The organism is Janthinobacterium sp. 13, assembly GCF_002749695.1.
In the GTDB taxonomy this organism is placed as follows: Bacteria; Pseudomonadota; Gammaproteobacteria; order Burkholderiales; family Burkholderiaceae_D; genus Janthinobacterium; species Janthinobacterium kumbetense.
Genome location: NZ_PEEQ01000001.1, coordinates 5486855 through 5512683 on the forward strand (window position 1 = coordinate 5486855; position 25829 = coordinate 5512683).

Consider the following 25829-nt stretch of genomic DNA (forward strand, 5'->3'; position numbering starts at 1 on the left):
TCGTATTTCTATCATCACAACATGCAATTGGATAATGATGCTGCGATGCGGCATCATTCTCCTGTCTCCTCTATCTCCTCCAAGGAAATAGATTCAGCCCGCTTCCGTAGCGGGCTTTTTTTTGCCCGTTTCCATCGGCTTATCGCTTACCATACCTTCACGTAATCCTACCCTCAAGAAGGAAACCGCCCGATGATGCCTCTGTTACGCGCCGCCGGCATGCTCGCGCTGATGGCGCTCGGCGCCTGTTCGGCGGAAAAGCACCCGTTCGACCGCCATCTGGCCCAGTTGCGCCCGGTCACGGTCGCAGCGTTGCCCGACATGGGATGGCCGGCCGGCACGGCGCTGTGCCCGCTGGGTATTTATCAGAGCGAGCTGAGCGAATCGGCGCCTCATGCAGACCGCGTCAACGCGTTCCTGAAGCAAAAGCAGTTTCTGGGGGATGAAGGCCATTGGTCGCTCATCGTCGTCAAGCCGTTGCCAGCGGGAGACGCCGGTATCGAGCAACTGTTTTTCACGCGTGCAGACTATGACGTGCTTAATGATCCGCAAGTCATCGCGCGCGATGCGCAGACCGTGCCGGCAGGGTTTGCGCCGCAGACTTGCGTAAGCGTGGAGCAAGCCCGCGTGCTGGTGACGCGCGAACAACGATCGCAGCGAAAACTCCTCATTTTCGGAACGTCCCAGGTCAGATATTGATGAAACATATTTCCATCATCACAACATGCAATTGGATTTATATGTTGCCATGCGGCATCATTGCACCTGTCTCCTCTACTTCCTCACAGGAATTAGATTCAGCCCGCTCCCGCAGCGGGCTTTTTTTTGCCCATTTTTCATGCACAAAGCTGCGCACGCTTGCTTGCCATCATCGCCATCGTGTTGCTTTTGTGCATGCTAAACTGGGCCTTCCCCAGACCAAGGTTGCCTGATGCTTCAATTATTTCGCCACACGCTGGAGTCCACGCCCATCCTCGCCCTGTTTCTCGTCATCGGCGCCGGTTATGCGCTGGGGCGCATCAGCGTGTTCGGCTTTTCGCTGGGCGTGGGCGGCGTGCTGTTCGCGGGGCTGGCGCTGGGCGCGTTTGCTCCCGGCGCCGTGCCGCCGCCGATGGTTGGCTCCATCGGCTTGCTGCTGTTTCTGTATGGCATAGGCGTGCAGTATGGCGTGCAGTTTTTCGCCGGCTTGCGCGGCGCGGGGCAGAAACATAACCTGATCGCCTTTGCCGCCGTCATGGGCGGCCTGGCCGTGTCCGTCTGGGGCGGGCAGTGGATCGATATCTCGCTGCGCATGGCCAGCGGCGTGTTTGCCGGCGCCATGACCAGCACGGCCGCCCTGCAGGCGGCGCTGGAAGCGTCGCACGGCAATGGCGACGCGGCCGTCGGCTATGCCGTCGCGTATCCGTTCGGCGTCGTCGGCCCCATGCTGGGCCTGTACCTGGCGGGGCGTATATTAAAACCCGTGCTGACGCCGCCGCCGGCACCCATCGTCGTGTCCGAAATTACCATCGATGAAGCCAAATTGGCGGGGGCGGCCCTGTCCGAACTGGCCGATGGCCCCCTGGCGGGCGTGCAGGTGATCGGCGTGCGCCAGGGCCACCAGAACCGCTTGCCCGATCCGGGCCTCGTGCTCGGCGTGGGCGATGCGCTGATGGTGTCGGGCACGGTAGCGGGCGTGGAAGCGGCACGCACGGCGCTGGGCCACCTGGATCCGGGCCGCCTGATGAAGGACCGCAGCGCGTTCGATGGCACGGAAGTGTTCGTGTCGGACGCGGAAATCGTCGGCGTGCCCCTGGGAGAATTGAACTTGGGCAAGGATTTTCCCTTGCAGATCGCCTTCATACGCCGCGGCGACGCCATGATCCTGCCGCACCCGTTCCTGACCCTGGAATTCGGCGACAGGGTGATGGCCATTGCACCGGCGAAACATGCAGCCGACGTGCGCAAGCTGTTCGGCAATTCCATCACGGCCACGGCCGAGTTCAGCTATGTCTCGCTGGGCATGGGCATGGTATTGGGTGTATTGCTGGGCCTGGTGCCTATCCCCTTGCCGTGGATAGGCTCGTTCAGCCTGGGCCTGGCGGGCGGTCCGCTGGTGATGGCGCTGATCCTGGGGCGCCTGGGCAGGGTCGGCAAGATCAGCTGGCGCTTGCCGCTGTCGGCCAACCTGGTGATGCGCAACTATGGCTTGACGATTTTCCTCGCCTCCGTCGGCATGGCGTCCGGCTTGCCCTTCGTGCAGCAGGTGGGCGCCGATGGCTTGCCCATGCTGGCGCTGGGGGCCGTGACGGTGCTGGTGGTGGTGGCCCTCGTCGTGATCCTGGGCAAGATATTCCTGCGCCTGCCGTTTCCCGAGCTGCTGGGCATCGCGGCCGGCGCCACGGGCAACCCGGCCGTGCTGGTGTTCGCCAACCGCCTGGCCAAGTCCGACCGCCCGAACCTGGGCTACGCGATGATTTTCCCCAGCATGACCATCGTCAAGATCGTTGCCGTGCAGGTGCTGCTGCATCTGTACGGGTGATGGCGGCCAGCGTCAATCGCTTGCAGGGCGAAGTTGCTTGTTGGCTTCAATAAAACGGATGCCAAAAGACAGCAGCAAGGCGGCTGCGGCGCATCCTGCGGCAAGCCACAGGTTGGCTGAGAGGCCCAGCCTGTCCACTGCCTGGCCACCGGTCCACGCACCGAGCGCAATGCCGATATTGAAGACACCGACATACAGCGCGGCGACGATCTCCACGGCCCGGGGCGCCGCCTTCAGCAGCAAGGTCATCAGGCCGACCGATACGCCGCCGTAGGCCAGTCCCCAGGCCAGCAATACCATGCCGCCACCGATGCCGGAATCGCCGATCGCCAGGAACAGCAGCGGCGTGAGCAGAAGGCCGCCCGAGATGGCGATGATGGTAGTCGCCGTGCGCCGCACGGCAACCACGCCCACCAGGAAGTTTCCAATGATGCCCGCGCAGCCATAGGCAAACAGCAGTGCGCCCAGCCATTGCGCATCAAACCCCGAAATCGACAGCAGTAGCGGGCGCACGAAGGTAAAGGCCATGAAATGGCTACTCACCAGCAACAGAGTCAGAAGCAGCCCCGCCTGCAACTGCCTGTTGCGCAGCTGTTTGCCGAATTGGCGCCAGGTCGCCGCACCGGCCGCGGGCAGGGCGGGAATGACGGCCAGATGCAGCGCCAGTACCAGGCTGCTGAACAGCGCCATGACGCCGAAGGCCCAGCGCCATCCTGCAACGTCGCCGATTTGTGCGCCTAGCGGCACGCCCAGCACGGAAGCTGCCGCCACGCCACCGAAGATGATCGACGTTGCCAGGCCGGTCGAGCGGGCAGGAACCAGGCGGGAAGCGAGGCCGCCGGCGATGGCCCAGATGCCGCCCATGCAAAAACCGACGAGCACACGGGCAGCCAGCATCCACGCCATATTCTGCGCCAGGGCCGAGGCAATGTTCGCGATCACCAACAGACTCAGCAAACCACAGAGAATCATGCGCCGGTCCAGGCTGCCCGATGCGACCACGACCAGCGGCGCAAACAAGGCCGCCAGCAATGCTGGCAGCGAGATCATCAGGCCGGCGGTTCCCGTGGAGGTGTGCAGCGTGTCTGCAATCGGCGTCAACAGGCCGACCGGGAGCATTTCCGTCGTCACGACCGAAAAGGTGGCCATGCCGACAGCGCCGACCGCCAGCCATGGGTGGCGGACAGCGGTTTCTGTGGCAACGTTGGGAGACGTACTCATGGTTCATTTCCTTCATGTGATCATTCGATATACGGCGCATGCCCTGCTTGCAACGGAGGGGCATCAAAGTGATAATACATACAGCGCGTATGAATAGTATATATACATACGTAATGAATGTAAATAATCATACGCTGCGTATGTAAGGAGAGAGCAATGGTTCGCCGCACCCGTGTGGAAATGGAAGAAACCCGTGCATCGTTGCTGGCCACGGCCCGCAAAGTATTCAGCGAGCGCGGCTATGCCGACACATCGATGGACGACCTCACGGCGCAGGCAGGGCTGACGCGTGGTGCGCTGTATCATCATTTCGGCGACAAGAAGGGCTTGCTGCTGGCCGTGGTGGAGCAGCTCGACGCGGAAATGGATGGCCGCCTGCAAGCCATCTCCGACAGCGCCGCAGACTCGTGGGAAGGCTTTCGCCAGCGCTGCCGTGCCTATCTGGAGATGGCCCTGGAGCCGGAAATTCAGCGCATCGTCTTGCGCGATGCCAGGGCGGTTTTAGGCGGCGCCTCACCGGATTCGCAGCGCCATTGCCTCGAATCGATGCAAGGGCTGATCCAGCAGCTGATTCAGCAAGGCATCGTGGTCGACGCTTGCCCACAGGCATTGGCTTCGTTGATCTACGGCAGCCTGGCAGAAGCGGCGTTCTGGATCGCAGACGGTGACGAAGGCAATGCGCGCCTGATAAAAGCAATCGCGGCTTTGGAATTGCTGCTGCGGGGGATGTTGCTTCAAAGGTAATTGTGTACAGTGGCAATCTCGCCAGAAGCGGACACGTCTGGAGACGTGGATGACGATATTGAGCAGGGTTGGACTTATATAGACATGGAGGAAAAATATGCAAGTCAAGCGTATCGTTGCAAATTTCCCGGCGTCGGATCCGGGCCTGGCGCGGACGTTTTACGAGGACGTGCTGGGTCTGAGCCTGTTGATGGATCATGGCTGGATCATGACGTATGGTTCGCAAAGCGAGATGAGCGTGCAAGTGAGCTTCGCGACGCAAGGCGGCTCGAACACCGCTGTGCCCGATCTTTCCATAGAAGTCGATGACGTGGATGCCGCATTGGCACGCATGCGTGTGGCGGGGTTTCCCATTGAATATGGTCCTGTCGATGAACCTTGGGGTGTCAGGCGGTTTTTCGTGCGCGACCCTTTCGGCAAGCTCATTAATATCCTGTCGCACATATAGGCGAAGTACCTGCGGCAGCAGGCAATCAATTCCGCCCGCTTCCCTTGCGCGCCAGCCTTTGTAAAACCCCTGGCGCCGCTCCCAATCTGTTGTACAATCCTTGAGAACGGTCGTGCTTTTTTGTGCGCTGAGCTTCCTTGCGTGCAGTCATCACGGCAACCGATAAGAACAAGGAGACAGACATGGACCTGCATTACACGGCCGGGGAGACGGCGTTCCGCGACACGGTGCGCGCCTTCCTCGACACCCATTTGCCGGCGGACTTGCAGCGCAAGGTGCGCCAGCATCTGCGCCTGAACCGCGACGATTATGTGCGCTGGCACAAGATTGTCGCAAAGCAAGGCTGGGCCGCGCCGGCCTGGCCCGTCGAACATGGCGGCACGGGCTGGACGGCCGTGCAGCGCCACATCTGGGAAGATGAGTGCGCGCGCGCCGCCACGCCGCCCATCCTGCCCTTCGGCGTCAACATGGTGGCGCCCGTCATCATGGCCTTCGCCAACGCCGAACAAAAAGCCTATTATCTGCCGCGCATCCTCAACTGCGACGACTGGTGGTGCCAGGGCTACTCCGAGCCGGGCGCCGGTTCCGACCTCGCTTCCCTGAAAACCACGGCCCAGCGCGATGGCGACCATTACATCGTCAACGGCCAGAAAACCTGGACGACCCTGGGCCAGCACGCGGACATGATCTTTTGCCTGGTGCGCACGGATAGCACGGTGCGCAAGCAGGAAGGCATCAGTTTCCTGTTGATCGACATGAAAACGCCGGGCATCACCGTGCGTCCCATCATCATGCTCGATGAAGAACATGAAGTGAACGAAGTCTTCTTCGGCAACGTGCGCGTGCCCGTCAGCAATCTGGTAGGACAGGAAAACAAGGGCTGGACCTATGCCAAGTATCTGCTGGGACATGAGCGCACGGGCATCGCCGCCGTCGGCCGCTCCAAACGCGAATTGACTTTCCTCAAGCAACTGGCCATGCAGCAAACCAAGCGCGGCGCGCCGCTGCTGCACGATCCCGCTTTCGCGGCCAAGGTCGCGACCCTGGAAATCGAATTGATGGCGCTGGAAATGACGGTCTTGCGCGTCATCAGCGATGAAGGCAAGGGGCCGGGACCGCAGGCGTCGATGCTGAAGGTGCGCGGTTCGGAATTGCAGCAGCAACTGACGGAACTGATGGTGGAAGCCATCGGCCCGCAAGCCTTGCCCTTCGATCCTGCTTTCCTCGATGGCGGCGCGCAGCACAGTGCTGGCGGCGACGACCTGGCAGCGCCCTTGGCCGCGTATTACTTCAATTACCGCAAGACATCGATCTATGGCGGCTCGAATGAAATCCAGAAAAATATCATCACGCAGATGATCCTGGGCCTGTAAGCCAGAAGGAGACGACATGGACTTCCATTTTAATCAGGAACAGCAGCAATTCGCCGACGCGCTCCGGCGCTGGGTCGACAAGGATTACTCGTTTGAAACGCGCAAGCAGATCGTCCACTCGGCCACGGGCGTCTCAAGCGCTGCCTGGGCCACCCTGGCCGAGCTGGGCATGACGGCCTTGCCGCTGCCGGCCGCGGCGGGCGGCTTCGACGGCACGGCCGTGGACATGCTGCTGGTGATGCAGGAACTGGGGCGCGGCCTCGTGGTCGAACCGTATTTCGCCACGGTGCTGGGGGCGCGCTTCCTGACCCTGGCGGGCGGTCATGACGCCGTGCTGGAGCAGGTGGCCAGCGGCAGCCTGAAGCTCGCGTGCGCGCTGGGCGAACGCCAGTCGCGCCATGATCTGCATGACATCGCCACCACGGCAACCGCCAGCGGCGACGGTTTCGTGCTGGACGGCGAGAAAACCGTCGTCATCCACGGCGCGCAGGCGGGCGCCCTGATCGTTTCCGCGCGCAGCGGCGGCGGCCAGGACGGCACGGACGGCATTTCTCTGTTCCTCGTGCCCGCCGATGCGCCGGGCGTGACCGTGCGCGACTGCCGCACCATCGACGGCCAGCGCGCCGCCACCGTCACCCTCGTGCAAGTGGTGCTGGGGCATGACGCGCTGATCGGCCAGGCGGGGCAGGGCTGGCCCGTGCTGGACGCGGCCGTCGATTACGGCGCCGCCCTGCTGTGCGCGGAAGCCGTGGGCGCCATGGATGCCATCTTCGCCGCCACGCTCGAGTATCTGAAAACGCGCCAGCAGTTCGGCGCGCCCATCGGCAAGTTCCAGGCCTTGCAGCACCGCATGGCCGACATGTTCATCCACCTGGAGCAGGCGCGCTCGATTGCCATGCTGGCCGCCGCCAAGGCCGACAGCGCCGACGCGGCCGAGCGGCGCCGCACGGTCTCTGCCGCCAAGGCGAGGGTGGGCCTTGCCGCCACCTTTGTCGGGCAGCAAGCCGTGCAATTGCATGGCGGCATGGGTGTGACGGATGAATTGCCCGCCGCCCACCATTTCAAGCGCCTCTCCATGATCGGCCTGACCCTGGGCGACGTGGAGCACCATATCGAGCGCTTTATCGCCCAGCCGGGCTTTTTGCCGACGGAGACCGCATGACCGCATTGACCGGAATCAAACCCAAGCACTGGTATTTCGAAGATTTTACGCAAGGCCTGGAAATCGACCTGGGCCAGCGCCACGTGACGGAGCGGGAAATCATCGCCTTCGCCACGGATTTCGATCCGCAGCCGTTCCACGTCGACCATGCGGCCGCCGAAAAAACCATCTTCAAGGGCGTCATCGCCAGCGGCTGGCACACGTGCGGCATGATGATGCGCCTGGTGGTGGATAACCTGCTCAAGCATTCGTCCAGCATGGGCTCGCCCGGCCTGGACAGCATCCGCTGGCTCAAGCCCGTGCGCGCGGGCGACACCTTGCAGCTGACCTACCAGGTCAAGGAAGTGCGCCCATCCACGTCGAAACCGGACCGCGGCATCGTCATTTCCGTGTGGAGCGTGCGCAACCAGCACGGCGAAGTGGTGACGACGGTGGAGGGCATGGGCATGTTCGGCCGCCGCCCGGCGGAGCCAGCGGAGCAACACCATGCGTGATATCGCCGGCATCGCTGGTTTCCAGGCCCTGGCGGGACAGCACGTGGCCGTTTCCGACTGGCTGACCATTACCCAGCAGCGCATCGACACCTTTGCCGACGCGACGGACGACCATCAGTGGATCCACGTCGATGCGGAGCGCTGCGCGCGCGAGTCGCCGTATGGCTGCACCGTGGCGCACGGTTTCTTGACCTTGTCCCTGTTGCCCGCCATGCTGCAGGGGGCCTTGCACATGGCCGGCATCCGCATGGCTATCAATTATGGGCTCAACAAGGTGCGCTTCCCCGCGCCCGTACCCGTGAACAGCCGCCTGCGCGCGCGCCTCGACATCGTCTCCGTCGACGACTTGCCGGAAGGGGCGCAAGTCAACTGGGCCGTCACCATGGAGCGGGAAGGCGACACGAAACCCGTGTGCGTGGCGGAGTTTTTGATGCGGTGTTATCCGTAACAGTTGCTAGCAGTAGTTCGTCGACAATATGCATTATCGTGAAAAGCCAGCCTTCAATGTACAACATTGAAGGCTGGCTTTTTATCGGAGGCATGGTGGCGAATTTACTTTTGTTGAAATTTGAAATAGAAATTTCACGAAATGTTTGAGTTTGACAAATGATTTTCCTCTGATTAGTTAATAGTCTTATTTTCAATCTGTAATTGTGATAGTATTAAAAATATTTCATGTTTAATTTTGCAACCTTTATGTAAAAGTCGAGCGATGAATGGGGATTTAGTGAAAAAACATAGCGACCTCTTGCAGTTGGTGGCGTTATTGCGCCGCAGCGTACCGAATACCGCGCGTTTTAATCTTTTCTTGGCTCTTCGCGGAGCGGGGGATGAAGTGCGACTCCATTCACGATTTATTGGTGCTTTGCTTGATCCTGCATACCATGTTTTAGGGTATGAGCTATTGATTGATTTCCTAAGAGAAATTGAAGTGCCGATCACTGGACCGGAGAGTTTTTCTCTTCTTGGGCTGAAAGTCCAGGTGGAACATATGGGAATCGATCTGCTGATTACCAATGCGGATCGTCAGGCCGTATTGATTGAAAATAAAATATTTGCTGGCGACCAAGAAAAACAATTACGTCGTTATTATGATGAACTGTTGGCACGAAACTTCGGCCCAATTTTTGTGCGTTATCTTACACTTGATGGCCATGAGGCATCAGAAGATAGTTTGTCGGGCTTGAATAAGGAGCTTCAAGATAAGGGCTATCAGTGCATCAGCTATGCCAAACACATACGTGGGTGGTTGGAAAGTGGCGAACGTATGGCGACACGGGATATCCCTGTTAGAGAAAGTATTTCGCAATACCTGGCAGTCATTAACAGCTTAACCGGAAGTGATCAAGAAGAGACATATATGAACGGACTCGTTGAAACATTGCTCATTGGTGAAAATATGCGGTTGGCACGAGATGTCCGTGCTGCATACATGCATGGCCTCGTGGAATTGCAAGATAGGCTGTGGACTGATATCGAGGCTGCATTGAAAGATGTCGATTCTGAAATTACTGAATATCCGGGAAATTATTCGTTAAATGTGTTGGTTGAGCGAAAATCAACGATTGAGAATTTCTATCGATCAGGTGCGCGCAATAATAAATATTATGGCTTGTATTTTTCGCCGCCTGATTTCCCGTTGGTTTCGATAGGGATTGAAATTGAAGCGAGCCTCTATTCAGTCGTGATTTGCGATGCTGCGCAGCATCCAGTAGGGTATAGACAGGCAAAAAAAATTCTCGCTGATGCAGATATTCATGGCGGACATACTGTCAATGCTCCATTCTGGCGCTGGTGTCCTGGACAGTATAATCTCCAGGACCCGGACGAAATGACGTTGGCAATGTTATGTGATGAAAAAAAACGGCGCGAGTTCGCTCGCACTTGTGCGGAAGATGTGATCGAGCTTTGGCGCTTGTTCGTGAATATTAAGTAAAGCTCAGACCTCGCGCAACGCCACTGTGACCGGCGACAGCGCTTCATTTGGGATGCCGACGTCGTAGCCCCACCCCGTAATCACAGATCCACCGTTCCTTCGTGGAACACGATATTGAATTGCAGTTGTGGATGTTCATGGCGAGGCTGCGCCAGTATCGGTTCGATCAGCCACCAGCAGGCCAAGTGCGTCATGTTCAGTAGCAAGGTGCAGCAGACGGTGCTGGAAAAACCGTTGAAGGCCTCAAAGGCTGTATTGATGGCGCCCAAGCCGGTTGCCGTTGGGTAATCAGGATGGAGCCTGCGTCCGTTTCCCGCTGGCGGACCGTTACCGAGCAACGCATCGATACGTTTGCCGGCACCTCGGACGACCACGAGTGGATCGACGCTGAGCGCTACGTACGCAAGTCGTCATTTCAATGCGATGCTATCCCTGACCGACTAGCTGAACCGACCTGCGGCGCATCGTGTAGCGGCCGGCAGGCAGTCGTGCGCTTCTGCGCGTGCGCCAGGTGTACGCTGGTGGCGCGCCGGCGTTTTCCGGCGAAGGAGGCGATGATGTCCAACAAGGCAAACAGTGGAAATAGCGGCGCCGGCAAGGGCGCCACGGGCAGCGGCAAGGCCGCCGCCGGGGGCGGCAGCGCTACGGGCAGGGGGCCTGGCCCGGGAAATGCGGGTGGCTGGCCCAGCACGACGGGACGGCCATCGGGGACCAATCGTTCCAATGCCGCGCCGGCAAGGAGCCGCTAGCCTGCCCGCTCACTCCTCTTCCGACGCGCAATACCTGTCCCGCCCCGTATGCTTGGCGCGGTACAGCAGGGCGTCGGCGGCGCGGATCAGGGTGCTGGGGTCCATGCCTTCCGTGGGCATGACGCTGGCCATGCCCAGGCTGACGGTGACGTGCGGGCCGACGCTCGATTTGGCGTGCGGAATGTCCAGCGCGCGCACTTCGTCGAGGATGCGCTGGGCCACCACTTCGGCGCCGTCGCGCGTTTCCTGCGGTAGCAGGATGATGAATTCCTCGCCGCCATAGCGCGCCAGCAGGTCGGGCGGGCGCACGGCGCAGCGGCGCAGGGCGGCGCTCACCTGCTGCAGGCACAGGTCGCCCGCCTGATGGCCATACGTATCGTTGTAATCCTTGAAATGGTCGATATCGGCCATGATGATGGCCATCGGCACGCCGTCGCGCGCGCAGCGCCGCCATTCGCTGTCCATCGTGTCGTTGAAGCTGCGCCGGTTGGCCACGCCCGTGAGCGAATCCGTCAGCGACAGTTCGCGCATGGCGTCGGCCTGCCGCTTGATGGTCAGCTGGCTGCGCACGCGGGCGCGCACGACGGCCGCGTTGAACGGTTTCGTGATGAAATCGACGGCGCCCGCTTCCAGCGCCCGCGTCTCGTCCTCGGGCTGGTTCAGGGCCGTGACGAAGATGACGGGGATGGCGCTCAGCAGGGCCGATTCGCGCAGCGCGCTGCACACGGCGTAGCCATCCATGCCGGGCATGACGGCGTCGAGCAGGATCAGGTCCGGCAGTTGATTATGCGCAATTTCCAGCGCCTTCACACCGCTGAGGGCGAACAGCACGTCGTGCTCCTCGCGCAGCAGCTGGTGCAGGATCTGGATGTTTTCCATGGCGTCATCGACGATGAGGATGCGCCCGTTCATGGCAAGGTTGGTCCAGCTCACTTGTTTTCCTCTCGTTTCAGCTGATCGAGCACGAGTTTTTCCGCCTCGGCAAAATTCAGCGTTTCAATCGCATGTGCCATCGCCAGGGCCGCTTCCCGGTCTGACTGTTGCAGGGCGGGGTGCAGCGCGTGAAATTGCGCCAGCGCTTTCAGGTTGTTGTTGCGGATCAAGACCAGCAATTCGGCCAGGCCGGCGTGCAGGTCGACGGGCGCGCTGCCGGGCGCGGCTGCCGCCGGCTGGCTGCGCCGCAGGGGCGAAGGCAGGGTGCGCGCCGCTTCGATGACTTCGGCCATCGCCTGTTCCAGGCGGCCCAGCATGGCGGACGTGGCGTGCGATTGCCCCGTTTTCAGCGTTTTCTCCGTCTCGGCGGCCAGGCTGGCGATCTGCGTGGCGCCCAGGTTGGCCGCCACGCCGCACACGCGGTGCAACAGCTGCGCCGCCTGCTGCACCTGGCCGGCGGCCAGCAGGCGCCGCGTTTCCTCGACGGCGTCGCCTTGCGAATTCTCAAAGCGCTTGAGCAGGGCCAGGAAGGCGCCATAGTCGCCGCCGAATCGGTGCAGGGCCGCCGCCAGGTCGATGCCGGGCACCGTGGCCGGCAAGTCCAGCGTCCGCGCGACGGCATCGGCTGCCTGCACGGCGCCGTCGCCACCCAAGGGCGCCGGCACCAGACGGGTCAGCGTCTGTATCATCTCGTCGACGTCGATGGGCTTGGCCACATGCGCATTCATGCCGCTGGCGATGGCGCGCAGGCGGTCTTCGTCCATGGCATTGGCCGTCATGGCGATGATGGGCAAGTCCGGCAAGCCCAGGGCGCGGATGGCCAGGGTGGCGTCGTAGCCGTTCATGACGGGCATCTGCAAATCCATCAGCAGCACGTCCCAGGCGTCCGGCGTGCTGGTGAGCAAGTCGACGGCCAGCCGGCCGTTGGCGGCCACGGTCACGCGCGCGCCCGAATGCAGCAGGATGTATTGCGCCACTTCCTGGTTGATTTCATTGTCTTCCACCAGCAGCACGCGCATGCCTGTGAGCAAACCCGACAAGGGCGTGGACACGGGCAGCGCCGAAGGCGTGCTGCGGCCTTCGCGCACGGCCGTCACGGCCGCCAGCAGGCGCGCCGGGGTGGCCGGCTTTGAAACGATGCCTGCCAGCATCAGGCTGTCGGCCAGGCGTTCGAGGTTTTCGCTATCCTGGTCGGCCACCAGCATGATCACGGGCGGCAGCACCAGGCGTTCGTCGGCGCGCGCCTCGGTGAGCATGGAAATGCCATCCATGCCGGGCATGGCTGCGTCGAGCAGCACCAGGTCCGCCGGCGGCCCGCCGCTGCTGTGGGCGCGCAGCAGGGCCAGGCCGGCCGCGCCGCTGTCGGCGCTGCGGCTGTGCCAGCCCTGCGCCGCGCACCAGTCTTCCAGCATGGCGCGCACGCTGGCATTGTCGTCGATGATCAGCAGCGACTGGACCCTGGGCGCGCTCTTGCCGGGCGGCTCGGGCGGCGGCGCCACCTTGTCGAAGCGGCAGCGGAAGCGGAAGTCGGAGCCCTTGCCCAGCGTGCTTTTCACGCTGAGGGTGCCGCCCATCAATTCCACCATGCGCCGGCAGATGGCCAGCCCCAGTCCCGTGCCCCCATATTTGCGGCTGGTGCCGCTGTCGCCCTGGGAAAACGCGTCGAAGATGCGTTCCTGCTCGGCCGCGCCGATGCCGATGCCCGTGTCGCGCACGGAAAACTCGAGGGTGGCGCTGTCCGCATCCTCGGCCACCTTGTCGATCGACAGCACCACTTCGCCATGCGAGGTGAACTTGACGGCGTTGCCCATCAGGTTGATGAGGATTTGCTCCACGCGCAGGGCGTCGCCGATCAGCTCGTCCGGCACGCCGGGGGCGAGCACGAATACGGGTTCCACGCCGCGCGCCCAGGCGCTGCTGGCCAGCAACACGCCCACGCTGCCCAACATGCGTTCGAGCTGGAAGCGGCGCTGTTCCAGCACCATCTGTCCCGCCTCGATCTTGGAAAAATCGAGCACGTCATTGACGATATTGAGCAGCGACTGCGTCGCCATCTGGATCTTGCCGACATAGCTGCGCTCGCGCCGTTCCAGTGGCGACTCTTCCAGCAGGCGCGCCAGGCCGATGATGGCGTTCATCGGCGTGCGGATTTCATGGCTCATGTTGGCGACGAATTCGCTTTTCGCGACGCTGGCGGCCTCGGCCTTGTCGCGCGCGCGCACCATCTGCTCGTTGAGTTCATGCAGGCGCAATTCCGTGCGCTTGAGTTCGGAAACGTCCGAGGCCAGCACGAAGAAGCCGCGCACGCCGCCGCCGTCGTCGAAATCGGGGATGTAGTTGGTCCACGTGTGGCACACCTGGCCGCCGGGATCGAGCAGGTCGCGCTCGAAGCTTTGCGGCCGGCCCGCCAGCACGCCCTCGACGTGGGGCGCATACACGTCGAACAGTTCCTGCCCCAGCAATTCGCTCATGTGGATGCCGGCCAGCTCGGCGCTGCTGCGGCCAAACCATTCGTTATAGAATTTATTTGCAAATCGGCAACGTAAATCGGCGCCCCAGTACGACACCATGCCGGGCAGGTTGTCGGTGACGGTGCGGATGAAGCGTTCGTTCTGTTCCAGGCGCCACGTGGTGGCGTGCAGCACCTCGGTGGCGCGCTTGCGTTCCGTGATGTCGATCGATACCCCCAGCACATGGCTGGCGCGCCCCGCATCGTCGCGCAAGACCACCTTGCGCGTGGTGAAGTGGCGCGTGGTGCCGTCGGCCGTATTGATCGCTTCCTGTTCGATTTCCACCATCTGCCCCGTGGCCAGCAGCTTGCGGTCGGCGCTGACGAAGGCGGACGCCTGCTGCGGCGGGAAGAAATCGTGGTCCGTCTTGCCCAGCAATTGCTCGCGCGAGCGTCCCAGGGTCAGTTCCGCGTGGCGGTTGACCATTTCAAAGCTCAGCTTGTCCGCGCGCTTGACGAAGACCATGGCCGGGATGTTTTCGATGATGGTGCCAAACAAGTGTTTCGAGCGGCGAAATTCCGCTTCGCTGCGCTTGCGCTCGCTAATGTCCAGCCACAGGCCCGATACGCCCAGCAACTGCTGTTCCGGGCCGAAGATCGGGTGGTACGAGACGATCCAGTGGCTCAGCTGCTCGCGCTGCTGGCCGCTATGGCCCTTCAATTCGATGTCGACGATGGGCTGTCCCGTCCCGAGCACCTGGCGCACGCAGCGTTCCACCTCCGCCCGCACGGCGTCGTCGAACAGCATGGCGCCCACGGGACGGCCCAGGTGCTGCGCCACGCTGGCCCCGTTGATGGCGGCCAGGTAGTGGTTGATCATGACAATGCGCAAGTCCAGGTCCACGAACAGCATGCCGATCGGCGCCGTCGCGTACACGGTTTCCAGCAGGCGCGTGGATTTCCCCAGGGCCAGCGTGCGTTCGGCCACCAGGCTTTCGAGTTGCGTGCGGTGACGCCGCAGGTCGCGTTCCAGTGCGCCCAGGGCGCTGGCCATGTCGGCCGATTCGCGGTCCGCATGCCGGTTCGAGAGCAGGGGTTTGCCTTGCGCCAGCGCATGGATCTGCTGCGTCAGTTCCTGCAGGGTGCTGGCCAGGCGGCCGCCCACGCGCCAGGCCAGGGCGAAGCCGGCGCCCAGCAGCAGCGCCAGGATGAGGGAACCCGTGACTACCGAGCGCAGCAGGGCTTGCGCCACCGTGCTGGTGCGCATGGTGACGGCCACCGTCCAGGCGGCGTCCGGGGCGCGGCGAAAGCCCGTATACACGTCGATGCCTTCCAGGGTGGCATGGCGCAGCACGCCTTCGCGCGCCTGGCGTATCTGTTCCAGCAGGGGCGCCGCGCTGCGCTGGCCCACATAGCGCTGCGGCGCCAGCGTGCGCGCCACGTTGATGCCGTCGGCATTGATGATGGCCGCGCCCAGGTAGGCTGGCAGGTGCAGCTCGCGCAGCAGCACGGCCAGGTAGTCGGGCGGGTACAGGGCCGTCAGCACGTAGGCGCTTCCTTGCGTGCGCGGCAAGGGCAGGTTCAGGGCCAGCTGCGGCAGGCTGTCGGGCGCCTTGGTCAGGCTGGTCAGCCGCGGCTTGCCGGAGTCGCGCGTGCGCTCCATGCTGGCGGCCCATTTTTGCGGCAGGGGAGGCGGCGCCTGGCTGGCGGGCAGCGTCGTATTGATCAGCTGGCGGCCCTTGGCGTCGGAGACGATGAAGGCGCTGACGGCCAGGCCAGGCTGCAGCAGGCCGGCGGCCAGGGCCCGCAGGGCGCCGATGTCGTCCGCTTGCAGGGCGGGCGAGCCGGCCAGGATGCGCGCGGCCATCTGGGCGCCGTTCAAGTCGCGTTCGACGGCGGCTGCCACCGCGCGCGCCGCCTGCGCCGTTTCGCTGACGACATGGTCGCGTTCGCGCGTGTAACTTTGCGCCACGAGCAGGAGAAACACGAGCGCCGTCGGAATGACCCAGGCGAGCACCAGCCATGAAATTCTTGAGCGTATCGAAGGCAAATCTTGCACCCGGAAAGCTCCCAGAATGGATGAGTCGACAGGCAGGCTCACGCTGGCGCTGGCTGACCTTGAATAAAAAGATGCTAGACGAAATTGATTCTTCTGACAAGCCTAGTTTCTGGAGTGGAAAAAAGGTTGCGCAAGGCATACAGAGGAGGGGGAACGCCCATCCCGCCATGGCGGCGGGATGGCAAGGCGGGTTTATGGCACCACGGTCAGCACGTCGACATCGATTTCCGGGCTTTCCATGAAATCCTTCTCCACTTCGCCGCGGATTTCCACTTGGGTCTTGGCGTCGATCTTGCGGTTCATGAAGACCTTGTCGTCGATGTCCACGCGGATTTCCGCCGTGCCGTCGGAGAACGTGTATTTCTCCTTGCCCACTTTGCGCAGCAAATGGCCGCGCAGCACGACGGCCTGGTCGTCGACGGGGTTTTTCAGGATGGCGGCCACGCTGCTGGGCGCGGCCGGGCCGGCCGTCGGGCCCACGTATTGGGCGTGCGCGCTGCCGGCCAGCAAGGCGCAGGCGGCCAGGGAGACGATGAGTTTGCGGTGCAGTGGCATGGTATTCCTTTGATAGTGACTGACGGCTCAGAAGAAGACGGCGGTGCGGGGGATGATAGCACCGGCATTGCCATAGGGCATGTTCGCCCGGACGCTGCCCGTGCTGGCCACGCCATCGTCGAGTTTGCTGTCGATCTGTTCCGCGTAGCTTTCGGGCAAGTTGTCGAAACGGATGCCGTTGCCGGCGCGGCCGCCCACTTCGTCGTTGTACAGGTAGACGGCGCCGCCCTGGGCGCTGGTCATGAATTGCGAGGTGCCGTTGAACGAGCCGGTGATGAAGCCGCCCAGCGCCAGGTGCTGCGGCGCCAGGGTGAATTCGCGCGGCTGGCCGTCGCCGATCTGGCCGTCGCCATTGCCGTTGCCGGCCGAATTGGGCACGTGCAGGGTGCCCTGCAGGTCGTCGCCGGGCAGGGCGCGGAACTTGTCCTGGTAGGCGTTGACGGCGGCCGTCAGCGCATTCGATTGCTGGATGATGTTTTTCACCTTGGCGCTGTCGATCAAGCCTTGTCCCTTGAGCACGCCACCGAGCAGCAAGCCGATGATGACCAGGACGATGGCGATTTCTACGAGCGTAAAGCCGTGCTGGCGGCGTGGGGGCATGGGATTTCCTTGGAAAAAAAGTGCGACAGCTTGGGTTGGCAGTTTACTGCATTTGGTGCCGGGCGCGCAGGGCAGGGTCATGGCGTGGCCTTTGCTTTCTTCTTGGCAAGTTCGTCGAGCCGGCGCGCGAGGAAGGCCAGTTCGTGCGGATCGCTGATCTGGCCGCTGGCGAGCAGGCCGCCGATCACCAGGCGGGCGCTGTCGAGCTGGTCCATGTCTTCCAGGATGAACGCTTCCATCTCGCGCACCCAGGATGGCACTTGCGGACCCGTCGCCAGCCGCCGCAGTTCACGCGCATACGACAGGGCCAGCGGCAGGTCGCGCAGCTGGTGCTTCGCCACCAGCGCCGCCTGCGCCATGGCGGGCCAGCGGCGCTGCGGGTCGGCCGCGAAGCTGGCGGCGACAAAGGCCAGCATGCGCCGCACGCGCTGCGGGTCTGCCACGCCCGCGTACACTTCGCTGGCGGCCACCAGCGCATACTGGCTGCGCGGATCGAGCGTTTGCGCCGTCTCCAGCCAGCCGGCCAGGCGGTCATAGTCGAGCTGGCGCCACGGCAGGCTGACGCCGGCCTGGTCTTCGAACGACTGCAGGTACAGCAGCATGGCTTTCGACATGGCCAGCGGCTCGCCCAAGCTGGCCAGGCGCGCCACGCCCGCCGGCGGCGCGGCGGGCAGGGGCCGCGCCCGCGCCGGCGCTTGCTGCTGCGCCAGGCGCCAGCCCAGCTGCAGCAACAGGCATGCCGCCAGCAGCCAGCACAGGGGGCGCGGCACGCTGCTCCAGGGGCGCTGGGCGGCGGCCATCAGATGTTCCTGCGGTAAAAGTCGCACAGCGCGCAGCTGGCCAGCAAGGCCACGTAGATGCCGGTTTGCGCCGCCACATTGGCCAGGGCTGGCCAGTCGCCGGTGGCGTACAGCAGCCATTCCGTGCGCGCAAAGGCGTCCAGGCGGGGCAGCAGCAGGGCCAGCACGTCGATGGCGCCGGCCGTGGCCCGCTGCGCCAGCGAGTCGCCCGCCTGCGGGCCGTGCGCCAGCAGTTGCAGGCTGCCCAGCATGCGCGCCAGCACATAGAAACCGCTGGTCGCGGCCAGCGCCGGCAGGGCCTGCTGCAGGCTGGCCGCGCACAGCAGGCTGAAGGCGGCGACGATCCACAATTCCCCCAGCAGCGACAGCGCCCACAGCGCGCTTTGCGCGGGCGCGGCGAACAAGGCCATCAGCAGGCCGAACAGCACGGCGGGCACGGCCGCCAGGGCCCCGTAGCCCAGCAGCTTGCCCAGCAGGTAGGCGGCGCGCGGCATGGGCAGCGCCAGCAGCAGTTCCAGGCCCCGGTCGGCCGCTTCGCGCGCCATGCTGGTGATGATGAAGGTGGCCAGCAGGAAGACGCCGGCCAGGCGCAAGGCGGCCGCCAGCAGCGCCGCCTGCACGGCGCCGCTTTCCGTCAGCGCCAGTTGCTGCAGGAAGCCGGCCAGGGCGGCGGCGCCGCAGGCGGCCAGCAGGAACAGCCACGGCAGGCGGCTGCGCAGCGCTTCGAGCAAGGTGTAGCGGGCGATGGTGGCGGCGGGCGAGAGCATGGGCATCAGCGGGGCAGCCTTTGCGCGGCCACCATGCGGTTGAACAGGATGTTCGGCGACAGCCAGGCGACGATATCGTCGAACTCGCCGCCGGGCTGCTGCGGGCCGCTGGCGGCGCGGCTGATGACGGTGGTGGCGTTCGAGGCATTGTTGCGCTCGTCGACATTGTTGCCGAAAGGCACGGCCTGGCGCTGGCCCTGCACGCCCGTGGCGCCGAAACCGTTCTTGCCGTGCGACATGATCATGGCGGGGATGTCGTTCAAGGCCGTCGCCTGCAGCAGCACGCCGCCATTGCGCGTGACGATGCTGATGTCGCGCGGCGTCGACAGGCTGAAAAGTTGGCCGCTGTCGCTGAAGGCCGGCGTCACGCTGTAGCGGAACAGATTGTTCCAGCTGTCGCCCTGGCGCAGCCCCAGGGTGGCCCAGGGCAGGAAACCGGCGCGCTTTTCGCCCGTGCAGCGGGTGCCGCGCCGGTCTTCCAGGCCGCTCATGGCGGAGATGGCGGGACAGGGCAGGTAGCCGTAGCGCAGCGCGTAGCCCGTCAGCGCTTCCTTCGCTTCATTCAGCGCCTGTTGCGTCTCGGCCACCTTGCGCTGTTCCAGCTGCACCGTCAAGGGCGTGACCAGGCCGCCTATCATCAAGCCCACGATGACGAGCACGATGGCGATCTCGATCAGGGAAAAGCCGCCCTGGCGGCGCGAAGGATGCGGGCGGGGGTTCATGGCAGGTTGCGCGCGGCGCGCATGCGTTGGTACAGGGTGGGCAAGGTAATCCAGGTGAGCATGTCGTCGAAGGCGCCGCCGGGCAGCGCGGCATTGTCGGTGGCGGGGCGGGCGATGAAACTGCGGCTGGCGCGGTCGTTGGCGGCTTCGTCGAGATTGCCGCGTGCCGTATTGATCTGCGTCACGCCGCTGGCGGCCGTGCCGTAGTGATTCTTGCCTTGCGAGAACAGCACGACGGGCAGGCATTCGACGCTGACGTCGCACAGTGCCTGGCCCGCGACGAAGGCGAATTCGCCGCGGGCGTCGCGCTCGAGCACGACCCGGTTGGCGACGGCGGAAAACGAGACGATGGGCGCGCGCGCCATTTCCGGCGTGACGCTGTAGCGCAGCAGCTTGCCCCAGGCGTCGCTGCCCGCCACGCCCAGCGCCACCCACGGCAGGAAGCCGCTGCAGGCGGCATCGTCGGCGCAGTCGGCGGCCCGTTCGCGCCCGTCGAGGGCGGAGGCGGCCGGACGGGGCAGGCGGCCATTGACCGCCGCAAAGCCCAGCAGGGCTTCGCGCGCTTGCGCCAGGGTGTCCAGCGTGCGCTGCTGGCGTTCGGCCTCGCCCGTCTTGCGGCCAAAGGCGCTGATCAGCAGGCTGGCCGCGCCCAGGCCCAGCACGGCCACCAGCAGCAACAGGGCGGCGCCGCGCTGGCGACGAGCTTGCCGATGAGCTTGCCGATGAGGTTGACAATGAGCTTGCCGTGGCGTCATGGCGGCGCCTCCTGCGCCTCGGTGACCGTGCCGCTGGCCGGGTCGTAGCGCTGGCCAGGTTTCAGCAGCACCGCCTGGCCATTCGACAGGCGCAGGGTCAGGGTGCCGGGCTTGTCGCGGGCAAGGCGGTTGTGCGGCTCGTTCTGCGCTTCCTGGTTCAGCCAGACGGTGGAGCGGCCGCTGCTGCGCTGCACCACGCCATTCAATTCCACGGGCGGCGCGGGCGGCGCCGGTGGCGGGGGCGCGGGGGCAGCCAGGGCGGGATCGGGTGGCGGCGGCCCGTGGCGCTGCGCGTCGAGCTGGGCGCGCTGCTGGGGCGACAGGAATAAACGTCCCAGCGGCTGTGCCTGCGCCGTGAGCGCGGCGCCGGCCAGCAGCGCGCACAGGATGCGGGCGGATCTCATGGCCGCCCCGGCACGGGCACGCTGTTGACGGTTAGCCACAGCAGTTCGCATTCGGCGCCCAGGGTCGGCACCGCCTCGCCGCCGGCCGTGCCATGGCGCTTGAGCGTGCAATCCTGCACGGCAAAATAGCCGGCCTGGCGCAAATCGTCAAACAGATTCAGCAAGTCCATTTCGTGCAGCAAATCCATCTGCAGGCGCATGCGGCTGCCGCGCAGGTGATATTGCCCCATCACCATGGGCAACGGCACGGGCAGCGCTTGCTGCGGGCTGATGTCATAGCTGATCGGCAGCAATTTGCGCTGTTCCTGGCTGCGGCGGATGGCGTCGATCCAGGCCAGGCGGTTTTCCTCGCCGATCAGGCCGCGCTGGCGCAGGGCCAAAAATTGCGGTTCGTAGGCGCGGATTTCCTGCTTTTCCGCTTCCGCGTGGTTGAACAGGGTGGCCGCCGCCGTGCGCGTGTGCTGGGCCAGGTACAGCTGTTGCGCTTCGCGCATGCGATAGGCGGCGGTTAGGCTCAGCAGCAGCAGGCTGGCCAGCAAGGTCAGCGCAAAGCACAGCAGGGCGGCGCGTACCAGGTGCAGTTCGCCCAGCCAGGCGGGCAGGGTGCGCGTGGGCGTGCCTGCCCGCTGCATGCCGGGCAGGGGCGGCTGCTTCACGGGGCCGCTCATGGCTGCCACTCCAGCAAGAGGGTAAAGCGGGCCTGGCTGTCCTGCGCCGGCGCGGCGCTCTTGCCGGACAGGGCCACGCTGGGACGCAGGTCGAGCGGCGTTTCCTCGATCGTCACCTGCATGCGCGGCTGGCGCGCCAGCGTTTGCGCGAAGGCCGTGATGGCGGCCAGCGCGGCGCGGTAGTCATTGTTCGGCATGGCTACGTCCGCTTCCAGGCGCAGCGCCTGCGGCGGCGCGACAGGGATGCCGGCCAGGGCGCTGCGGGGCGGCGCAGTCTGCTGCTGCGGCGGCTGGCCCGCGGCCGCGCGCGCGGGCGCCTGGCCCGCGTGCCAGTGCAGCTGGCCCAGCGCGACCTGCGGCGCCTGGTCCAGCGCGGCGCTCAGCATGCCCAGCAGGCGGCCCGGCTCCGGCGCCTGGCTGGCGATCATCTGGCCCAGGGTGACGGCCACTTTCATGTTCTGCGTCTTGGCCGGCGCCGGCGGCTGGGTCGACATGACGCTGCGGTAACGCTCCTGGTAGGACGCCGTTTCCTGCGCCAGCCGCTGCGTGCTGGCCCCGTCGGCGATGCCGCCAAGCAAATTGATCACGCACCACAGGGCGGCCGATGCGCCGATCAGGGCGCTGGCGCCGTACAGCGTCTTGCGCGCGCGTTGGAAGTGGTAATAGCGGGCCAGCGCGCCGGGCGGATAGTGGCTGGACGGCGGATGCTTGCCCAGCAAGGTCAGCAGTAATTCGTCGGCCAGCGCCGGCGTCTGGCGCAAGCCCACCCGTTCGCCGGCCAGCTGCAGGTCGATGAAGTGGTAAGCCACTTCGACGCCGTTGTCGCACAGCAGTTCGAGCTTGGCGATCTGTGCGGCCGGCGCCAGGATGACGGTATTCAGGACGTCGCCGCGCGCCAGCATGCGCGTGCTGGTGAGAAATTGCCGTGTCTTTTCCGTTTCCAGCGCGATATTCACGGCCACGCCGTCGAGCGCGATGGTCGCCGTCTGGCGCGAAAAGCGCAGCTGGCCCTTTTCATAGTAACTTTGCCGCAAGCCGCCCGATTGCTGCGTCACCAGCAGCAAGTGTTCATGCGCGATCGACAGCTTTTTGACCAGCGCGATACTGAGCAGGCTGGTCGAGTAGATGCCGGCCACGGGCACGCGCAAGTGTTCGAGCGCCTCCGTCCACGGTTGCAGCAAGGTGGGATTGGTGAGGGCGAAAAACAATACCTGGTCGTCGTGGCGGCCCGTGCTTTCGCGCCCCAGCAGGGTGCTGCCCCGGTAGGGCGTGTCGCGGTGTAACTGCTGCTTGCGCCGCTCCAGCAGGGCGCGGCCCGCCTTGCCGCGCACGTGGGGCACGAGCTGATGCTGAAAATCTTCCTCGATCAAGTCCGTCAGCAGGTAGGCGGGCACGTCGAGTCTGCGCTCCTGCGGGTCTTCCAGCCACGCGGCGAAGCCGTCCAGCCCGGCCGCGCTGGCGGGGAAGGCCTGGCCGGGGCCCAGCACGCCGTGGTTCCAGTCGTAGGCGCACAGGGCGTCGCTGGTGAGGTAGAGTAATTGTTTGCGGAACACGGCGGCCTCAGGTTTTGATCGTGCTGATGGTGTCGTAGATCGGCCCCAGCACCGACAGCATGATCCAGCCCAGCAGCAGGCCCAGGATGACCGTCATGGCCGGCTCGATCATGGCTTGCACTTTCTCAATCAATTCCTTCACTTCGCGGTTGTAAAAGTAACTGACATTGCGCAAGGCCGTGTCCAGCGAACCCGTGGACTCGCCCACTTTCAGCATGCGGATCACCAGCGGCGGGAAGATGCCCGTGTGCTGGAAAGCGGCGGTGACGCCGTAACCTTCGCTGATCAGCTGGGCGGCGCGGCGCAGGCCGGCCGCCACCACCTGGTTGCCGGCGATGCCCTCGGACAGGCGGATGCATTCGAGGATGGTGATGCCGGAGGCATACATCAGGGCAAAAAACGTGGCGAAGCGGGCCAGGATGATCTTGTGCAGCACAGGACCGACCAGCCACAGCCGCAGTTTCAAGCCATCCCAGGCGTAGCGGGCCGCCTCGCTGCGGCGGATGAGCGCGCGCAAGCCGAAAAACAGCAGCACGGGCAAGGCCAGCAGCAGATACCAGTAATCGATGAAGACATTCGACACGGCAATGAGCACGCGCGTGTGCAGCGGCAGTTCGCCGCCCATGTTGCGGATGAACGCCGTCAGCTGGGGCACCAGATAGATCATCAGGAAAAACGTCACGGCCGCCACGACGATGGCGACGACGACGGGGTACATGACGATCTTGCGCGTCTGCGAGGCCAGCTCATCCTGCCATTTCAGGCTTTCCGACAGGTTCTTGAAGACGTCGGCGATCCGGCCGCTCTGTTCTCCCGCCAGTATCAGGCTGGTGAACGTGGCGTCGAAGATGTCGCCATGCTGGGCCAGCGCGCCCGAGAGGGGCAGGCCGCCCTCGATGCTTTCGATCAGGTCCGTGACGACTTCGCGCAGGCGCGGGTGGTCCGTGCTTTCGCGCAAGTCGTTCAAGCCTTCCAGGATGGGCACGCCCGCGCCCGTCAATTGCTCCATGTGGAAGCAGAAATTGATGAGGTCGCGGCGGTGGATGATGCGCTTGCCCAGCAGCACCAGGTACTGGCCCGTGATCTTGCAGTCGATCAAGTCGAGCTGCATGCGGTGCAGGCGCGCTTCCAGGTCCGGCACGTTGGCCGCCTCCATGCTGCCGGGAATCAGGGCGCCGGCCGCATCCATTGCGCGATAGACATATTGCGCCATCAGGCCAGCCTTTCCGTCAGGTCGACCACGCGGCCCACTTCTTCCAAGGTGGTGACGCCTTCCAGCACGCGGCGCATGCCGTCGTCGACGATGCCCTTGAAGCCGGCCGCGCGCGCCGCGGCCTTGAGCTCGCGCAAACTGGCGCGGCGCGCCGTCAATTCATCGAGTTCGGCCGTCATCTTGAGGATTTCCATGATGGCCAGGCGGCCCTTGTAGCCCTGGTGCGCGCAGCGTTCGCAGCCGGCGGCGCGGCAGATGCTGACGGCGGGCGCTTCGGGTGCAAGGCCCAGCAGGCGCCGTTCGATGGTATCGGCGATGACGGTTTCCTTGCAATGCGGACACAAACGCCGCACCAGGCGCTGCGCCACGATGCCGATGATGTTGCCGGCCATGATGTCGGGCAAGATGCCGATGTCGAGCAGGCGCGCCACGGAACCGATGGCCGAGCTCGTATGCAGGGTGGAATACACCTGGTGGCCCGTCATGGCGGCGGCAAACGCCATTTCCGCCGTTTCGCGGTCGCGGATCTCGCCCACGAGGATGATGTCGGGGTCTTGCCGCATCATCGAGCGGATGCCGTCGGCAAAGCCCAGCTTGACGGATTCGTTGACGGAGGTCTGGCGTATCATGTTCATCGGATACTCGACCGGGTCCTCCAGGGTCATGATGTTGACGCTTTCCGTATTGATATGGTTGAGTATCGAATACAGGGTGGTGGTCTTGCCGCTGCCCGTCGGGCCCGTCACGAGGATCACGCCGTCGGGGCGCGCGATCATGAGTTTCAACAAGTTCAGTTCCGCCTCGGCCAGGCCCAAGGCGTCCAGCGGCACGATGCCCTTTTGCCGGTCCAGCACGCGCAGCACGACGTTTTCGCCATGCGTGGTGGGCTGCGCCGACGCGCGGAAGTCGATTTGCCGCCCGGAAAACTTGATGCTGATGCGCCCATCCTGCGGCGCGCGCGCCTCGGCGATATTCATGTTCGACATCACCTTCAGGCGCACGGCCATGGCCGGCCAGTACGATTTGTGCAGGCTGCGGATTTGCCGCAGGATGCCGTCGATGCGGTAGCGGATGCGCAGGAACGACTGTTCCGGCTCGAAATGGATGTCCGAGGCGCCGTTCTGCACGGCGTCGGCCAGCAGCGCATCGATCAGGCGCACCATGGGCTGGCTGTATTCGTCCGACGGCGAGGCCATGCTTTGATAGCTGACTTCGCCCGTTTCGATTTCGTGCAGGATGCCGTCGATCGACAGTTCGAAGCCATAGTACTGGTCGATGGCGCGCGAAATGTCCGATTCGTTGACGAGCACGGTGGAAATCGTGATGCCCTTGACCAGCATGGCGCTGATTTGATCGAGCGCAACGATGTTGCTCGTGTCGGCCATGGCCAGGATCAGGTTATCCGCCTGCCGCTCGTAGACGATGGGAAAGACGCGGTAGCGCTTGGCCACGTCCTTCGGTATCAGCTTTAATGCGATGGCGTCGACCACCAGGCTGGACAGGTCCGCGCTGACCTGTTTCAGGTTTTCGCTGAGCGCCTCGCGCACGGTGGCTTCCGTGACAAAACCCAGGGTGATCAGCAGCTTGCCCAGCGGTTCGCTGCTGCGCCGCTGCTCGATCAGGGCGATGCGCAGCTGGTCTTCGCTGATCACGCCTTTCTGGATCAGCAGCTTGCCGAGGGGAAGTTTTGCCTGTTCTGCCAT

At 64.1% G+C, this 25829-nt stretch carries 26 protein-coding genes; 10 read left to right on the plus strand and 16 right to left on the minus strand.

Annotated elements, in window-relative coordinates; genetic code table 11:
• Nucleotides 1-192 precede the first annotated feature (192 nt).
• Genes CLU94_RS24170 through CLU94_RS24175 form a run of 3 tightly spaced genes read left to right on the plus strand, consistent with a single transcriptional unit; the run spans nucleotide 193 to nucleotide 2521 of the window.
• Nucleotides 193-699 carry a hypothetical protein gene (locus CLU94_RS24170; RefSeq protein ID WP_099667494.1) on the plus strand — a complete coding sequence of 169 codons (507 nt, stop codon included), beginning with the start codon at nucleotides 193-195 and terminating at the stop codon, nucleotides 697-699.
• Nucleotides 699-932, plus strand: a complete 234-nt coding sequence (locus CLU94_RS28160) for a hypothetical protein (protein ID WP_143451524.1) — start codon at nucleotides 699-701, stop codon at nucleotides 930-932. Before CLU94_RS24170 ends, CLU94_RS28160 begins: the two co-directional genes overlap by 1 nt.
• On the plus strand, nucleotides 932-2521 hold the full coding sequence (locus CLU94_RS24175; RefSeq protein ID WP_099667495.1) for an aspartate:alanine exchanger family transporter: 1590 nt from the start codon (nucleotides 932-934) through the stop codon (nucleotides 2519-2521). The genes CLU94_RS28160 and CLU94_RS24175 overlap by 1 nt, the downstream gene beginning before the upstream one ends.
• 12 nt (nucleotides 2522-2533) lie before the next feature.
• Here CLU94_RS24175 and CLU94_RS24180 read toward each other — a convergent pair whose 3' ends face one another.
• Entirely contained in the window at nucleotides 2534-3742 is a 1209-nt protein-coding gene (locus tag CLU94_RS24180; RefSeq protein ID WP_099667496.1) for an MFS transporter, read from the minus strand.
• 156 nt (nucleotides 3743-3898) lie between these two features.
• Here CLU94_RS24180 and CLU94_RS24185 point away from each other — a divergent pair, with 156 nt between their 5' ends.
• From CLU94_RS24185 to CLU94_RS24215, 7 genes are all read left to right on the plus strand, one after another.
• Entirely contained in the window at nucleotides 3899-4486 is a 588-nt protein-coding gene (locus CLU94_RS24185) for a TetR/AcrR family transcriptional regulator (RefSeq protein WP_099667497.1), read from the plus strand.
• 97 nt (nucleotides 4487-4583) lie between these two features.
• Nucleotides 4584-4934: a VOC family protein gene (locus CLU94_RS24190; protein ID WP_099667498.1), complete on the plus strand. Its 351-nt coding sequence runs from the start codon at nucleotides 4584-4586 to the stop codon at nucleotides 4932-4934.
• A gap of 182 nt (nucleotides 4935-5116) precedes the next feature.
• A complete protein-coding gene (locus CLU94_RS24195) occupies nucleotides 5117-6307 on the plus strand; it encodes an acyl-CoA dehydrogenase family protein (protein ID WP_099667499.1) in 1191 nt (396 codons plus the stop codon).
• Between the two features lie 16 nt (nucleotides 6308-6323).
• Nucleotides 6324-7469, plus strand: a complete 1146-nt coding sequence (locus CLU94_RS24200) for an acyl-CoA dehydrogenase family protein (RefSeq protein ID WP_099667500.1) — start codon at nucleotides 6324-6326, stop codon at nucleotides 7467-7469.
• The gene (locus tag CLU94_RS24205) at nucleotides 7466-7963 is read left to right on the plus strand and encodes a MaoC family dehydratase (RefSeq protein ID WP_099667501.1); all 498 of its coding nucleotides are present in this window, start codon (nucleotides 7466-7468) and stop codon (nucleotides 7961-7963) included. The genes CLU94_RS24200 and CLU94_RS24205 overlap by 4 nt, the downstream gene beginning before the upstream one ends.
• Nucleotides 7956-8411 carry a MaoC family dehydratase gene (locus CLU94_RS24210; protein ID WP_099667502.1) on the plus strand — a complete coding sequence of 152 codons (456 nt, stop codon included), beginning with the start codon at nucleotides 7956-7958 and terminating at the stop codon, nucleotides 8409-8411. Before CLU94_RS24205 ends, CLU94_RS24210 begins: the two co-directional genes overlap by 8 nt.
• Nucleotides 8412-8690: 279 nt before the next feature.
• Nucleotides 8691-9899, plus strand: coding sequence for a PDDEXK-like family protein (locus CLU94_RS24215; protein ID WP_180278755.1), 1209 nt, complete (start codon nucleotides 8691-8693; stop codon nucleotides 9897-9899).
• Nucleotides 9900-9979: 80 nt separating this feature from the next.
• Here CLU94_RS24215 and CLU94_RS24220 read toward each other — a convergent pair whose 3' ends face one another.
• The 15 genes from CLU94_RS24220 to CLU94_RS24285 form a co-directional block, all read right to left on the minus strand.
• A complete protein-coding gene (locus tag CLU94_RS24220; RefSeq protein WP_099667504.1) occupies nucleotides 9980-10168 on the minus strand; it encodes a hypothetical protein in 189 nt (62 codons plus the stop codon).
• 146 nt (nucleotides 10169-10314) lie between these two features.
• Nucleotides 10315-10623 (minus strand): hypothetical protein, encoded by a 309-nt coding sequence (locus CLU94_RS28165; protein ID WP_143451525.1) that lies wholly within the window; start codon nucleotides 10621-10623, stop codon nucleotides 10315-10317.
• A gap of 34 nt (nucleotides 10624-10657) precedes the next feature.
• Nucleotides 10658-11581, minus strand: coding sequence for a diguanylate cyclase domain-containing protein (locus CLU94_RS24225; RefSeq protein WP_099667505.1), 924 nt, complete (start codon nucleotides 11579-11581; stop codon nucleotides 10658-10660).
• The gene (locus CLU94_RS24230; RefSeq protein WP_257218976.1) at nucleotides 11578-16047 is read right to left on the minus strand and encodes a PAS domain-containing protein; all 4470 of its coding nucleotides are present in this window, start codon (nucleotides 16045-16047) and stop codon (nucleotides 11578-11580) included. The genes CLU94_RS24225 and CLU94_RS24230 overlap by 4 nt, the downstream gene beginning before the upstream one ends.
• Before the next feature lie 234 nt (nucleotides 16048-16281).
• On the minus strand, nucleotides 16282-16644 hold the full coding sequence (locus CLU94_RS24235) for a YgiW/YdeI family stress tolerance OB fold protein (RefSeq protein WP_099667507.1): 363 nt from the start codon (nucleotides 16642-16644) through the stop codon (nucleotides 16282-16284).
• A 27-nt stretch (nucleotides 16645-16671) separates the two neighbouring features.
• A complete protein-coding gene (locus CLU94_RS24240) occupies nucleotides 16672-17244 on the minus strand; it encodes a prepilin-type N-terminal cleavage/methylation domain-containing protein (protein WP_099667508.1) in 573 nt (190 codons plus the stop codon).
• A gap of 77 nt (nucleotides 17245-17321) precedes the next feature.
• Nucleotides 17322-18044: a hypothetical protein gene (locus tag CLU94_RS24245; protein ID WP_099667509.1), complete on the minus strand. Its 723-nt coding sequence runs from the start codon at nucleotides 18042-18044 to the stop codon at nucleotides 17322-17324.
• On the minus strand, nucleotides 18044-18817 hold the full coding sequence (locus CLU94_RS24250; RefSeq protein ID WP_180278756.1) for an ABC transporter permease subunit: 774 nt from the start codon (nucleotides 18815-18817) through the stop codon (nucleotides 18044-18046). Before CLU94_RS24250 ends, CLU94_RS24245 begins: the two co-directional genes overlap by 1 nt.
• The gene (locus CLU94_RS24255) at nucleotides 18817-19533 is read right to left on the minus strand and encodes a type II secretion system protein (protein WP_099667511.1); all 717 of its coding nucleotides are present in this window, start codon (nucleotides 19531-19533) and stop codon (nucleotides 18817-18819) included. The genes CLU94_RS24250 and CLU94_RS24255 overlap by 1 nt, the downstream gene beginning before the upstream one ends.
• Entirely contained in the window at nucleotides 19530-20288 is a 759-nt protein-coding gene (locus CLU94_RS24260) for a hypothetical protein (protein ID WP_099667512.1), read from the minus strand. Before CLU94_RS24260 ends, CLU94_RS24255 begins: the two co-directional genes overlap by 4 nt.
• A complete protein-coding gene (locus CLU94_RS24265) occupies nucleotides 20285-20692 on the minus strand; it encodes a hypothetical protein (RefSeq protein WP_099667513.1) in 408 nt (135 codons plus the stop codon). The genes CLU94_RS24260 and CLU94_RS24265 overlap by 4 nt, the downstream gene beginning before the upstream one ends.
• A complete protein-coding gene (locus CLU94_RS24270) occupies nucleotides 20689-21360 on the minus strand; it encodes a hypothetical protein (protein ID WP_257218978.1) in 672 nt (223 codons plus the stop codon). Before CLU94_RS24270 ends, CLU94_RS24265 begins: the two co-directional genes overlap by 4 nt.
• On the minus strand, nucleotides 21357-22913 hold the full coding sequence (locus CLU94_RS24275; RefSeq protein ID WP_099667514.1) for a hypothetical protein: 1557 nt from the start codon (nucleotides 22911-22913) through the stop codon (nucleotides 21357-21359). Before CLU94_RS24275 ends, CLU94_RS24270 begins: the two co-directional genes overlap by 4 nt.
• A gap of 7 nt (nucleotides 22914-22920) precedes the next feature.
• On the minus strand, nucleotides 22921-24126 hold the full coding sequence (locus tag CLU94_RS24280; protein WP_099667515.1) for a type II secretion system F family protein: 1206 nt from the start codon (nucleotides 24124-24126) through the stop codon (nucleotides 22921-22923).
• A complete protein-coding gene (locus CLU94_RS24285) occupies nucleotides 24126-25829 on the minus strand; it encodes a GspE/PulE family protein (protein WP_099667516.1) in 1704 nt (567 codons plus the stop codon). The genes CLU94_RS24280 and CLU94_RS24285 overlap by 1 nt, the downstream gene beginning before the upstream one ends.

What these genes read in the sequence shown, in the direction of transcription:
- CLU94_RS24240 (WP_099667508.1), bottom strand. Translation starts at nt 17,244, where the DNA reads ATGCCCCCACGCCGCCAGCACGGCTTTACGCTCGTAGAAATCGCCATC.
- CLU94_RS24200 (WP_099667500.1), top strand. Translation starts at nt 6,324, where the DNA reads ATGGACTTCCATTTTAATCAGGAACAGCAGCAATTCGCCGACGCGCTC.
- CLU94_RS24195 (WP_099667499.1), top strand. Translation starts at nt 5,117, where the DNA reads ATGGACCTGCATTACACGGCCGGGGAGACGGCGTTCCGCGACACGGTG.
- CLU94_RS24270 (WP_257218978.1), bottom strand. Translation starts at nt 21,360, where the DNA reads ATGAGCGGCCCCGTGAAGCAGCCGCCCCTGCCCGGCATGCAGCGGGCA.
- CLU94_RS24190 (WP_099667498.1), top strand. Translation starts at nt 4,584, where the DNA reads ATGCAAGTCAAGCGTATCGTTGCAAATTTCCCGGCGTCGGATCCGGGC.
- CLU94_RS24185 (WP_099667497.1), top strand. Translation starts at nt 3,899, where the DNA reads ATGGTTCGCCGCACCCGTGTGGAAATGGAAGAAACCCGTGCATCGTTG.
- CLU94_RS24255 (WP_099667511.1), bottom strand. Translation starts at nt 19,533, where the DNA reads ATGAACCCCCGCCCGCATCCTTCGCGCCGCCAGGGCGGCTTTTCCCTG.
- CLU94_RS24245 (WP_099667509.1), bottom strand. Translation starts at nt 18,044, where the DNA reads ATGGCCGCCGCCCAGCGCCCCTGGAGCAGCGTGCCGCGCCCCCTGTGC.
- CLU94_RS28160 (WP_143451524.1), top strand. Translation starts at nt 699, where the DNA reads ATGAAACATATTTCCATCATCACAACATGCAATTGGATTTATATGTTG.
- CLU94_RS24260 (WP_099667512.1), bottom strand. Translation starts at nt 20,288, where the DNA reads ATGACGCCACGGCAAGCTCATTGTCAACCTCATCGGCAAGCTCATCGG.
- CLU94_RS24235 (WP_099667507.1), bottom strand. Translation starts at nt 16,644, where the DNA reads ATGCCACTGCACCGCAAACTCATCGTCTCCCTGGCCGCCTGCGCCTTG.
- CLU94_RS24210 (WP_099667502.1), top strand. Translation starts at nt 7,956, where the DNA reads ATGCGTGATATCGCCGGCATCGCTGGTTTCCAGGCCCTGGCGGGACAG.
- CLU94_RS24205 (WP_099667501.1), top strand. Translation starts at nt 7,466, where the DNA reads ATGACCGCATTGACCGGAATCAAACCCAAGCACTGGTATTTCGAAGAT.
- CLU94_RS24285 (WP_099667516.1), bottom strand. Translation starts at nt 25,829, where the DNA reads ATGGCAGAACAGGCAAAACTTCCCCTCGGCAAGCTGCTGATCCAGAAA.
- CLU94_RS24250 (WP_180278756.1), bottom strand. Translation starts at nt 18,817, where the DNA reads ATGCCCATGCTCTCGCCCGCCGCCACCATCGCCCGCTACACCTTGCTC.
- CLU94_RS24280 (WP_099667515.1), bottom strand. Translation starts at nt 24,126, where the DNA reads ATGGCGCAATATGTCTATCGCGCAATGGATGCGGCCGGCGCCCTGATT.
- CLU94_RS24180 (WP_099667496.1), bottom strand. Translation starts at nt 3,742, where the DNA reads ATGAGTACGTCTCCCAACGTTGCCACAGAAACCGCTGTCCGCCACCCA.
- CLU94_RS24170 (WP_099667494.1), top strand. Translation starts at nt 193, where the DNA reads ATGATGCCTCTGTTACGCGCCGCCGGCATGCTCGCGCTGATGGCGCTC.
- CLU94_RS24265 (WP_099667513.1), bottom strand. Translation starts at nt 20,692, where the DNA reads ATGAGATCCGCCCGCATCCTGTGCGCGCTGCTGGCCGGCGCCGCGCTC.
- CLU94_RS24175 (WP_099667495.1), top strand. Translation starts at nt 932, where the DNA reads ATGCTTCAATTATTTCGCCACACGCTGGAGTCCACGCCCATCCTCGCC.